Source organism: Candidatus Hydrogenedentota bacterium (genome assembly GCA_018005585.1).
Classification (GTDB): domain Bacteria; phylum Hydrogenedentota; class Hydrogenedentia; order Hydrogenedentales; family JAGMZX01; genus JAGMZX01.
On record JAGMZX010000052.1, the window covers coordinates 23,164 to 34,943 of the forward strand.

7 protein-coding genes are annotated in these 11,780 nt (G+C 64.8%); 6 read left to right on the plus strand and 1 reads right to left on the minus strand.

Annotated elements, in window-relative coordinates; all coding sequences use genetic code 11:
• Window positions 1-14 precede the first annotated feature (14 nt).
• The 3 genes from KA184_10775 to KA184_10785 are packed head-to-tail and all read left to right on the plus strand — an operon-like array spanning window position 15 to window position 2,981.
• Window positions 15-983 carry an MCE family protein gene (locus KA184_10775; GenBank protein MBP8130049.1) on the plus strand — a complete coding sequence of 323 codons (969 nt, stop codon included), beginning with the start codon at window positions 15-17 and terminating at the stop codon, window positions 981-983.
• A 1-nt stretch (window position 984) separates the two neighbouring features.
• Window positions 985-1,650, plus strand: coding sequence for a membrane integrity-associated transporter subunit PqiC (locus tag KA184_10780; protein MBP8130050.1), 666 nt, complete (start codon window positions 985-987; stop codon window positions 1,648-1,650).
• Window positions 1,650-2,981 (plus strand): hypothetical protein, encoded by a 1,332-nt coding sequence (locus tag KA184_10785; protein ID MBP8130051.1) that lies wholly within the window; start codon window positions 1,650-1,652, stop codon window positions 2,979-2,981. Before KA184_10780 ends, KA184_10785 begins: the two co-directional genes overlap by 1 nt.
• An 81-nt stretch (window positions 2,982-3,062) precedes the next feature.
• On the opposite strand, the gene KA184_10790 is transcribed toward KA184_10785, so the two are convergent.
• Window positions 3,063-3,839 (minus strand): glycosyltransferase family 2 protein, encoded by a 777-nt coding sequence (locus KA184_10790; GenBank protein ID MBP8130052.1) that lies wholly within the window; start codon window positions 3,837-3,839, stop codon window positions 3,063-3,065.
• Between the two features lie 532 nt (window positions 3,840-4,371).
• Between KA184_10790 and KA184_10795 the strand changes: the two genes are divergently transcribed.
• From KA184_10795 to KA184_10805, 3 genes are all read left to right on the plus strand, one after another.
• Entirely contained in the window at window positions 4,372-9,465 is a 5,094-nt protein-coding gene (locus KA184_10795) for a PKD domain-containing protein (GenBank protein MBP8130053.1), read from the plus strand.
• 231 nt (window positions 9,466-9,696) lie between these two features.
• Entirely contained in the window at window positions 9,697-11,370 is a 1,674-nt protein-coding gene (locus KA184_10800) for a hypothetical protein (GenBank protein MBP8130054.1), read from the plus strand.
• A gap of 54 nt (window positions 11,371-11,424) precedes the next feature.
• Window positions 11,425-11,780, plus strand: a 356-nt coding sequence (locus KA184_10805; GenBank protein MBP8130055.1) for a hypothetical protein, incomplete at its 3' end; no start/stop codon positions are given.

Genomic DNA, 11,780 nt, shown 5'->3' on the forward strand with positions numbered 1-11,780 from the left:
GGAAGGAACACGGGGTGGCAACACGCAAGCAAAAAGTGAAAGTCGGGCTGTTCCTCTTCGTCTGTTTTGCGCTGGCCGCAATCGGGCTTTCGCTCGTGGCCGGGCTGCATGAGGACCGCGGCGTTCACCATTGGATCGTCTTCGAGGAGTCCGTGCTCGGCCTCTACGACGGCAGCACGGTCGAATACATGGGCGTGCCCATCGGCAAGGTGCGCAACATCACTGTCACCCGCCAGAACCTGGTTAGAGTCGAAATCGTGATCGACCCGAACAAGGCCACGCTGTACAACGGTGTCGAGGCCCGGCTCGTGGTCTCGAGCATTGCGGCGGGAACCCTCGCCGTCTCCGTGAGCGGCGGCAACCATAACAGCGGAGAACTGCCGCCGAACAGCACGATTCCCTCGAAAGTCTCCGCGCTCACCGCCATCAGCACCCAACTCGAGCAGCTGATGGAGAAATTCGCCGCTATTTCCGACGGCGTAACCTCGGGACTGGAGGGTCTGGAAGAGGGCAGCCTGACCAAGGTCATCGATGAATCGGGCAATCTCGTCGCGGACGCGCGGGCCATGGTCCGGGAAGCCACGGAGACGTTGAAGTACGTGCGCGAAGAAACCGACGGCGCCCTGGACCAGATTCTCGATGCGGCGGAAAGCATCAAGACATTTGCGGACAGCGCCAAGGACCTCGCGGGTACGCTGCAGACGAAACTGGCACCCGTTGAATTGACGCAAATCGAGGAAAGCCTTGAAAGGGTTCTCGAGAACGCGTCGAATCTCACGGCGCAACTCGAAAAAACGGCATCGGGACTGGACGACACCCTCGCGAACGTAACGCACGAGACGGGCAACGTCGAGTTTTCGTTGCGCACAAGCCTGCGCGAACTGGATGACACGCTCGCGTCGCTGCGGCAGTTGAGCGACCAGTTGCGCGACGACCCGGCATCGCTGCTGCGCGGCCGAAGCGCCGCGGAAGAGAGGAAATAGTATGCGACATTGGCTCTTGGCCGTGACCTGCATGGCGATGGCGGGATGCCTCTCGCACAAGGCCGCGCCCACGCGGTTCTTTCTGATCGAGCCGTCCGCGGCCCTGCACCAGCATGATATGCCGTCGCCCGCCGCGATGTCCCCGGACGAGGCCCCTGCCGGCCCGGCGCCCGCGCCGCCGCCCGCCGCGCCTGCGTCGCTGACGCTCGGTCTCCGTCCCTTCCTCTCCGCGAAGCCCTATGGGCAGCCGCTCGCGTATCTGGGCGAAAACCACGAACTCGTGTTCCGCGAACGCATCCATTGGGCGGAACCGCCCGCGGAGGTCGTCACGCGCGCCGTGCGCGATGCCGTAGCCGCGTCCGGGCGCTTCCAGGATGTCGGTGATGCGGCCGACATGGCCCGGCCCGACCTTATCCTTACGGGCGAGGTGCGCCGTTTCCTCGAAAACCGCACCGTTACCCCCGCCATGGCGGAGGTAGCCGTCCACATCGAAGTGCGCGAGGCCCGCGGCGTGCGCCTGCTCTGGGCGGGCCTGCTCCGCGCCCTGGAACCGGTCCATGAAGATACGCCCGGCGCGCTGAGCGAAGCCCTGAGCGAAGCAGTGGCCCGTATCGCGGACGACGCCGCGCGGACACTGGCGGGCGTTCCTCTGCCCGAGGCCCCCTGATGGGCGAATTGGTCTACACGTTCGCCGGTATGGCCGCACGCCACCGGGACGGCGCCACTTGCTTGAACGGCATGCGCCTGCTCGCCGACACGCTCCACCCTCACGGCGTGCGCATCACGTGGCTGGTAAGCCCGGATTCGGCCCGGATCGCCGCGGCCCAATTGACGGACTGGCATGAACGGTTTGGCGATGACGTCGCGCTGGCCACGCCGGAGCTTACCTCGGGCATCGCGGCGCGTTACCAAGGCGATTTCGAAACGAAAAAAGCCCAGATAGCCGGCGAACGCGGCCTCGTCCGCGCCGCGCTGCCGTGGGCCGAAGTGTCCATCGCCGCGGGCAACCACACGGATCCGGACATCGCGCGGCTGCTCGACGCGCTGGGCTTCGAGGGGCTCTGGGGCTTCTGCTGGGAGCAGATCGAGGTGGACGCAATCACGGACCGCGGCTGCCCCTGGGGCTTCTATTACATGGACCCGGAGGACCGCCTGCGCCCTGCGGAAGGCCGCGGCGTAATCGCCATGGAATGGACGGCCCGCGACCTGCTCAAGTCGTTTCACAGCGGCAACCCGTGCCTGTACTCCACCGACCCGAACGATGTCGCGCGCGGCGGTCTCTGTTCCTGGGAAAACATCGGCTATTGGAAGAAATTGGCGGACAACTACCGGCGCAACGCGCACTGGAACGGCCAAGTGGTCCTCGTGCAGCATCAGGAAGCCCACGAGATGGAGCGCGCCGAGGGCTGGCGCTGTTATACCGAGGAGGATATCCGCGAAGCGGCTGTCATGCTGGACGCATTCGCGGCTTACGTGGCGCCGCACGCCCGCGTCATGACGCTCGCCGAGGCCGCCCGCGCATACCGCGAACGCAACCCGCATACGGCGTCCTCGTATATGCTCTGGGAAGACACGCCCCATCCGCCGCCCAATCCCGCTTATACCTGGAGCACCTGCCCCGGCCCATGGCCAAGAACCTTCCTCTATTACGACCGTGGGGCGCAGATGATGTTTGTACAGGGCAAGACCGAACCCGTGTGCCTGCGCAACTATCACCGGTCCTGGGACACGCGCACCTACTATGCGGAACCGGTTATCCCGCGCGCGCGTCTCCTCCGCGACGTCCGGCACACGTGGAGCCGCGAGATCGAAATAGCCGTCGAGAGTCACGCCGCAATGCCCTATGGCCTGGCCCTGTGGGACGACTACAGCCTGTACCAGATCGCCGAAGCGCCCGGCCTCATCGAGGGCAAAATCCTGCCGCGCGAACTCCTCTTCCTGCGCTACGACCTAAAGCCCGGCACGAATACCCTCCTGGTCCGCCTCGCGGGGAAATAGCCGCGCGACTCAACATCCCGTCTATCCTGCTATTGCGCGCCCGTTCGCGTTGGTCCGCCCCCGGGCGTCGCGCACCGCGGCTCAGGCGCCCTCGTTCAGGTCCGGCTCGCGAAACCCGGCAAACAGGCGCGGCTGATACACGCCCAGCTTGCCGAGGCGGTATTGCAGCCCGGTTCGGAGGCAGCCAAAGCCGTAGCGCACGCTGCGCGTGAAATTGATCGACGACGCCTCCTCGAAATAGCGCGTCGGGCAGGTAATCTCCGCAACCGTGTAGCCCAGCCACAGGACCTGCGCAAGCATCTGGTTGTCGAACACGAAATCATCCGAATTCCTTTCGAGCGGCAGCCGCTCCAGCAATTCGCGCGAAAAGGCGCGGAATCCCGTGTGATATTCAGACAGTTTCGCGCCGGTCAGCAGGTTCTCGAAGAAGGTCAGGCCGCGATTCGCCACATATTTCCACAGCGGCATCCCCTGCGCCAGTGCGCCGCCGCCCAGAATCCGCGAACCCAGCACGCACGCATACAGACCGTTCCCGATCAGCGACACCATCGCCGGGATCAGCTTCGGCGTGTATTGATAATCCGGATGCACCATGACCACGATGTCCGCGCCCGCCTCCAGCGCGAGCCGGTAGCACGTCTTCTGGTTCGCGCCGTAGCCCGCGTTGCGCGGATGCACAGCCACGGTCGTGTCCGCAAGCGTGCGCGCAATCGCCGCCGTGTCGTCGCCGCTGGCGTCGTCCACCACAATCACGCGATCAACCACTCCCTGCTCCATCACCTCGTCATGCGTGCGCCGCAGCGTCTGCCCCGCGTTATACGCCGGCATGACCACGACTACCTTCTTGCCCTTGTACATGGGTCCGTCCCCTGGCCGCGCTGCGGTGCCGCAACCGCGGCCGTCCGTCCCTACTATACGAGATACACCGGAACACGGCAAAGGCGCGTTTCTCAAGGGGCAAATACGGCCCGCTCATGGTCATGGAGACTCTTGACACCAAGGCGCCTCCGGGATTAGTGTTTTCTTGGATGAGGGAGTAGTCACTGCCATCAGAGAAGGAGCCGTTTTTCTGCCGTTTGTCCGGTGCTCCGCGTCAGGAAAGCGCGCATGGAAAACGGACGCCACGGTGACGCAGTGCATTGACACCGGAGCCTGAGGAATCGGGTGCCGGAACCTGCGGCGGCCGGGCGCAGGGAAACAGGACGGAGAAGGAGGTTCATGAGGTGAGGGTGGCGGTAGTGACCGATCGATTCCGGTTTTACGGCTGTTCCTGCCTTTTCAGGGGACCTATCGTTGTCCGCGCGTCTTCGAGCACGTGTTGCGCGAGACTCGTTCGGCTGTCTTGTGATTCCTGCCGGGCCCGTGGAGGCCCACATAGGAGACGTTCGCCATGTACGCCAGCGTCGGACCGGTTTGCAGACTATTCTCAGCTTCTGTCCTGCTCTTCGGCATCGTATTCGCCGGGTCGTCCCTGCCCGCGCGCGGCGCGGACTTGGTCGTTACAAGCGATACCGTTCTGGGCCCTGACCTGACCTTGGAGTTTGACAACGTCAAGGTCGACAACGACGCCACATTGACGCTGCTTGGGTCCATGACCCTCATCGTCAACGGCGAACTCGAGGTCGGCGAAAATTGCACCATTTCCGCGAACGGCACCGGGTTCGGCGTGGGCGAAGGGCCGGGCGGAAGTAGTGAATGGTGGCGCGGCGGCAGTTATGGCGGCGTGGGCGGCGGTGGGCCCGCCATCTACGGGTCGGCGGCGGAACCGGTGGACGAGGGCAGCGGCGGCGGTGAAAGCGCAGGGGGCGGCGCCATCCGGCTCGAAGTGGGCGACACGGCTGTGATCGACGGCACGGTCAGCGCCAACGGCATCGACACATGCAGCGGCGCGGGCGCCGGCGGCACGGTCTACCTGGTGACCGGCGACTTGGAAGGCAGCGGCGACATCACGGCCAACGGCGGCAACAGCACATGCGACAACGGCGGCGGCGGCGGCGGGCGCGTAGCCGTCTATTACACGACGAGTTCGTTTGTGGGCGGCGCCTGGGCCTTCGGCGGCAGCGGCAGCACGCCGGGAGAAGCGGGAACGGTCGGGTTCTTTGATCAGAGTAACCCGGGCCTTCTCTCTTTACGGGCGGGGCACGCGTGGCGCTTCGAAGAAGGCGACCCCGTGGAATACAGTACGGTCACGCTTTCCGGCTCGGCCGCCACCTATGAGGGTGGTGTTACGGAAATCACTTCGGCTTTCATGTCCATCGAGAACGCTTCGACCCTGGACCTGTACGGGCGCACGTTCCCTTATCCCGTCCTTACATTGAATGTTGGGAGCCTGAATATTGCGGGCACCTCTCAAGTCCTGGGCAACCTCGTGATTCACGCCACGGAGAATGTCGCGATTGAGGTGGGCAGCGCGGTGGCCGCGTCGGGCGCGGGCAATCCGGCCGGAGCGGGCCCTGGCGCCGGCAGCGAATGGTGGCGCGGCGGCAGTTACGGCGGCGTGGGCGGCGGCGGACCCGCAACGTACGGTTCGGCGGCGTACCCCACCGACTTCGGCAGCGGCGGCGGCGAGTCCGGTAGCGGCGGCGCGGTCCGGCTGGACGTAACGGGCGCCCTGACGCTGAACGGCGTGGTAGCCGCGAATGGCGTAGACACGTGTAGCGGCGCAGGTTCCGGCGGCAGCGTCTACATCACGGCGGGCACACTCGGAGGTTCCGGCGCCATAGAGGCCACAGGCGGCCAGAGCACGTGCGGCGACGGCGGGGGCGGCGGCGGCCGCATCGCCGTCTATTGCGGCAATCCCGCCTCGGCGTTTCTGGGAATCACCAACGTCAGCGCGGGCGGCGGCGGCGTACTGGCAGCACCGGGCACGGCCGCATTCTTCGATACGACAAACCCCGATAGCCACAATTTGTATTCAACAGGCTCATGGCGGTTTGAGAACGGCGACCCGACGACCTACGGCGATGTTACCTTTGCGGATTGCGCGGCGGCCTACCCGCCTGATTCGGGGATCACGGCACAGAGTTTCACGATGCAGGGGGACTCAAGGCTGACGGCATACGACCGCACCCTGCCGCTCGCGCCGTTCACGCTGGACGTGGCCGGCCTGAGCCTGTTGGACACGAGCATGATCGAAGGCAACATCACGATTAATGCTTCGGGCGACATTACCATTGAGCAAGATGCGGGCATTTACGCCGACGGCGCCGGCTATCCTGCGCTGTCAGGGCCCGGCGCGGGCTGGGAGTGGTATCGCGGGGGCAGCTACGGTGGGCGCGGCGCAGACGGACCGGACCCGTACGGTTCGGCGGTCATGCCGGAGGACATGGGCAGCGGCGGCGGCGAAAGCGCGGGCGGCGGCGCGGTCTTCCTGCAGGCGGCAGGAACGCTGACACTGGCCGGTCAGGTCACTGCGAATGGTCTCGACACCTGCGCCGGCGCGGGGTCCGGCGGCACGGTCAACGTGTCGGCGGGCACACTAACGGGTACGGGCATGTTGATTGCCAATGGTGGTGCGAGCACGTGCGGCAACGGCGGCGGCGGCGGCGGACGCGTGGTGCTCTACTATGGCGACGGCGCGCCGGGAGTCCTGTTGGCAGCCTCGGGCGGCGGCGGCGGCGCGGTCGGCGCGGATGGCACGTGCGGATTGTTCAATAACGGCGACCCCGCCAACGTGGATTTTACGAGCGGGCCATGCTGGCGCTTCCAGAATAATGACGCCGGACTGGTGGCCTATCACGACATGCTCCTGAGCCACGCCTCGACGACGTTTGAAGACGGTGTCAGTCTGGACGCATCCGGGTCGGTCACGATCAGTGACGGGACCTCCCTGAGCCCATTCGAGAGCAGGTCCGGCGCGCTCGAACTCACGTGCACCTCACTGACGGTCGGCAATGCCAATTCCACACTCACTGGAAACATCACCGTACACGCGGGAGACATGGCCCTGGAGTCATCCTGCCATCTGTCCGCCGACGGTTGCGGCTACGGTCCCAATGAAGGGCCCGGCGGCGCCGCGGATTGGTACATCGGCGGCAGTCACGGCGGCCGCGGCGGATCCGGCGCGGAGCCCTATGGTTCGGCGGTTGCGCCGGTCGAGCGTGGCAGCGGCGGCGGCGACACGGGCGGCTACGGCGGCGGCGCGATTCGGCTCGATATCAGCGGTACGCTGACAATCGACGGCCTCGTGAGTGCGACTGCCCAAGATACGTGTGACGGCGCAGGGGCGGGTGGCAGCATCTACATCACCGCAAACGAATTGGCTGGAATGGGGAACCTCATCGCAAATGGCGGTAACAGCACCTGCGGTAATGACGGCGGCGGCGGCGGCCGTATCGCCGTCTATGCGGCAACCGGCGCCGACTCGCTGACCGCTTCCGCTGACGGCGGGGCGAACAGCGGCGAACCAGGCACCGTCGGCTTCTTCCAGCATGCGGACGACGGTTCGATGTTCGATTTCATCGCGGGTCCCGCATGGCGGTTCCAAACCAATGATATCGAGGCCATCGTTTACCGCAATATCACGATTCGGGATTCGGCCGCAGCCACCTATGAAAGTGACGTGCCGCTCAGTGCCGAAGGCGACTTTCTGGTGACGGGCGCCGCGACCCTGAGTGTCTACCGCGGCGAACCGTTGCCATTTGCGCAGGTAGCATTCGCCTGCGCCAACCTGACCGTCAACGATGGCGGTGTTCTCATCGGCAATTTCGCAATCGATACCGGGAACCTGACTATCGGCCCACTGAGTGCGATTCGTGCCGATGGTTGCGGTTATCCTTCCGGCACGGGGCCGGGCGCTGCGACAAACTGGGATTCCGGCGGCGGCTACGGCGGCGTGGGCGGCGGGCCGGGCGGCGGGCCGACCTACGGGTCCGATCTCGAACCCGTGGACCCCGGCAGCGGTGGCGGCACAGGCGAGGGCGGCGCGGGCGGCGGCATGCTTCGCGTGAATGCCGCCAACACGGTCACCGTCCACGGCTATTTGACCTCGGACGGCGTGAATCCCGGGAACTGCAATGGGGGTGGTTCCGGCGGCAGCATCTACCTTACCTGCAATCTCCTGGCCGGCACAGGCAGCATTACGGCCAACGGCGGCGCGGCCGACTGCGGCGCGTTCGGCGGCGGCGGCGGCCGTATCAACGTCCGCTATGTGGAGACGCTCTACAGCGGGACGCTGCTGGCGTACGGCAGCACCGGCGGCGCCGATGGCACGGTGATGCAGATGTCCCTGCCTACGGCCGATTTCATCGCGGACCCCGTCACGGGCGCCACGCCGTTGCAAGTACAGTTTACGGACACATCGAATCCCGGCGACGGGCAGACGGTCAGTTCGTGGACGTGGGATTTCGGTGATGGGGACACAAGCGACGAGCAGAGTCCGCTTCACGCGTACCTGACTCCCGGTTCATTCACCGTCTCGCTGACGATAACGACGGCCGCGGGCGCGGACACGGAGACCAAGACGGGATTCATCCTCGTGAATCCCACGATTTCGGGTATGGTTACCGCGAACGGCGCCGGGCTGGCGGGCGTAACCCTCGCCGGACTGCCGGGTAACCCCGTCACCGGTGCCGACGGTCTCTACAGCGTTGAGGTTCCTTACAACTGGACCGGCTCGGTCACCCCCACGCTCACAGGAACGACCTTTGAGCCCGCCTCGCGCGACTATGCGAACCTGACCGCCAATGCGACGGAGCAAGACTACACGGCCGTGAACCCGGTCATTTCCGGCAGCGTCACCGCGAACGGCGCCGGGCTGGCGGGCGTAACCCTCGCCGGACTGCCGGGTAACCCCGTCACCGGTGCCGACGGTCTCTACAGCGTTGAGGTTCCTTACAACTGGACCGGCTCGGTCACCCCCACGCTCACAGGAACGACCTTTGAGCCCGCCTCGCGCGACTATGCGAACCTGACCGCCAACGCGACGGAGCAAGACTACACGGCCGTGAACCCGGTTATCTCGGGCATGGTGACTGCGTATGGAGACCCGCTGGAAGGGGTAACGATGACTGGACTGCCCGGAAACCCCGTGACCGGGAGCGACGGCGGCTACAGCGTGGAAGTCCCGTACAATTGGACCGGGACCGTGACCCCTGCGCTCGAGAACTACGGATTCGAGCCGGAATCACGCTCCTACACTAACCTGACCGAGGGCCAGGCCAACCAGGATTACGATGGCGCGATCCTGAGTCATTCGGCGGATCCCAACGGCGATGGCCAGATTAATCTGACGGAACTGTTGCGCGTGATTCAGTTCTACAACTCCGGCGGATTCCACTGTGAAGAAGGAACGGAAGACGGCTACGCGCCAGGGCCGGGCGACCAGACTTGCGCGCCTCACTCCAGCGACTACGCGCCGTCCGGACCCGATTGGCGGATCGTGCTGACGGAACTGCTCCGTATCATCCAATTCTACAACTCGGGCGGGTATCACCCGTGTCCGGATGAAGGCACGGAAGACGGGTTCTGCCCCGGTCCGGCCTGACAGCCAGACAACACGCTTCGCGGGCGGCGGCGTTCATCGCCGCCCGCGAATCCGGGGGGCAGGGGAACGCGGCGCCGTTGCGCGTGACAGAACGGCCGTGTTCGTGCATAGCGGCTTCAGGCGGGTGTGTGCCCGCTGGAGGATAGGCAGAATGGCCTTCCGGTCCGCGGGCGCGTACAGCAGAAGGCCGTTGAATTGTGTCTTGGCCCAAGATACGGAAAGGAGGCTGTCATGCTTACCGTAACACGTTCCTGTTTTCCCGGTTGGCTCGTACTGGCTGCTTGTCTTGCCGGCCTATGGTCTGGAGCCGCCGCCGCGGATGTGCCGCAGACCATAAACCATCAAGGCGTGGTCCAGGTGGGTATCACCCCGTTCTCGGGCACGGGGTCGTTCCGCTTTGCGATCATGGAAAACGGTGGAGGGCTCAGCCTCTGGACCAATGACGGTTCTAACATCGGGACCGGACTGATGCCCGCGAATGCCGTCTCGCTGGAGGTCAACAACGGCGTTTACAGCGTGCGTCTGGGAGACACGGCTCTCTACGGCAACATGGTCGCATTGCCGCCGTCGGCCCTCGCGGACGACGGCAACGGCCTGTCGCTCCGCATCTGGTTTGACGACGGCGCCCATGGCGCGCAGGAACTCTTGCCCGTGCAGCCTTTGACCAGCGCGCCGTTCGCCTACCGCGCCGGCGATGCGGAAATGCTCGGCGGGAGGCCCGCGTCCCATTATTCGACGTACGAGGACGGCTATTTCACGCATCTATTCATCGAAGAGGGGCAATTGGAGGTCACGGGGCCCGGAAACGCCATTTCCTCCCTCTCCACCGGCGCGGACACGGCCGCCGTGCTTGGTGAAAACTACGACGGCAATGAAGGCGTGGGCGTGCACGGCACGGCCGCCGGCGCGGAGGCCATAGGGGTCCTTGGGGAGGCCACCGGCGAAAACGGCACGGCCGTGATTGGACACGGGCCGAACACCGGCGTGGGCGTGCTGGGGACCGGAGGCACAGGCGTGTTCGGACAGTCCCTACCGTCGGGCGGCGTAGCTGTCAAGGGGTACGCCTATGACGGCGGGGCGGTCACTAACTACGGCGGCTGGTTTCACGCGCAGGCGTTGACCGGCAAAGGCGTCTACGGCGAAACGGCCGGTGACCGGGGCATAGGCGTGCACGGAAAATCCACCACCACGGGCGGAAGCCTTAACTACGGGGGATACTTCGAGGCAGTCGGCCCCGTGGGACGCGGCCTCTATGCTTCCGCCGCCGGCGATTACGGCGTTGGCGTGGACATCTTCACCGAGGGCGCCAATGGACTCGGGTTGCATGCCTATAACGACTACAATGGCCTGAGAGCGGAACTTGCCGGCCCTGACAGCGCCGGGTACTTCGAAGGCGACGTCGTGACCACGGAGGCTTACAAGTACCAGAGCCCGAAGTCGTACACCAGACAAATTCCCGCAACCACGTTCCACGTGTCCAGCCTCACCAGCAGCGCCAATCAAGAACTCGAATGGCATTCCGGTGGATATGTGAGCAGGGTTTCGGGCGGGTCCGGAAATTCGACGCTTATGGCTCCCGTTGACCTGCCTCAAGGAGCAACCATGACGGCTCTCAATATGTATTACTATGACGGCGATCCTGATGACGAGTTTTATGTCGATATGGATCTCTATGCGCGTGAGATGACGGGCATCTCTCCACCCGCCATAGCCTCAACCTCCCTTACAACGACGGGGGCGAGTTCAGACGTCCGGGTTGTGACCGATACCACTTTCACGGCATCCGGTGTGGACAATAGAGAGTATCAGTATCACCTGTGGTGTTCGTTGGGACCCATGACTGGCCTTGGTATGCGCTTCTACGGCGCCAGCATTGAATATACTCTCGAGACGGTGGCCCCTTGATTTGGCCTTGTGGTTTGTCTCGCGGTGAACAAAAGAACCTGAAGGAGATTAACCATGAGCCACTTCAGAACATGGGCGTTACCGGTCCAGGCGGCAATCCTGCTTGCCACAGGCTCGGCTTACGCTGCAACCTCAGCGGACTATGCCATTCCCATCACTGCCATCGACAGCGGTGGCGATACCGGCATCGCCTTGGATTATGCGGCTGTAACCGCCACCGCTCAAACAGGTGAAACAGGTTTTGCCGCATCCTCGGCGTATGCTATCCAGTATGGATACATCCCTATGCTCCTCCAGACAATCGGCGGCGAGGGCGAAGGCGAAGGCGAAGGCGAGGGCGAGGGCGAGGGAGAGGGAGAGGGGGAAGGCGAGGGCGAAGGCGAGGGCGCCGGCGAGGGCGAAGGCGACGG

Coding starts and splice junctions, on each gene's coding strand:
- KA184_10780 (MBP8130050.1), top strand. CDS start 985: ATGCGACATTGGCTCTTGGCCGTGACCTGCATGGCGATGGCGGGATGC.
- KA184_10785 (MBP8130051.1), top strand. CDS start 1,650: ATGGGCGAATTGGTCTACACGTTCGCCGGTATGGCCGCACGCCACCGG.
- KA184_10790 (MBP8130052.1), bottom strand. CDS start 3,839: ATGTACAAGGGCAAGAAGGTAGTCGTGGTCATGCCGGCGTATAACGCG.
- KA184_10795 (MBP8130053.1), top strand. CDS start 4,372: ATGTACGCCAGCGTCGGACCGGTTTGCAGACTATTCTCAGCTTCTGTC.
- KA184_10800 (MBP8130054.1), top strand. CDS start 9,697: ATGCTTACCGTAACACGTTCCTGTTTTCCCGGTTGGCTCGTACTGGCT.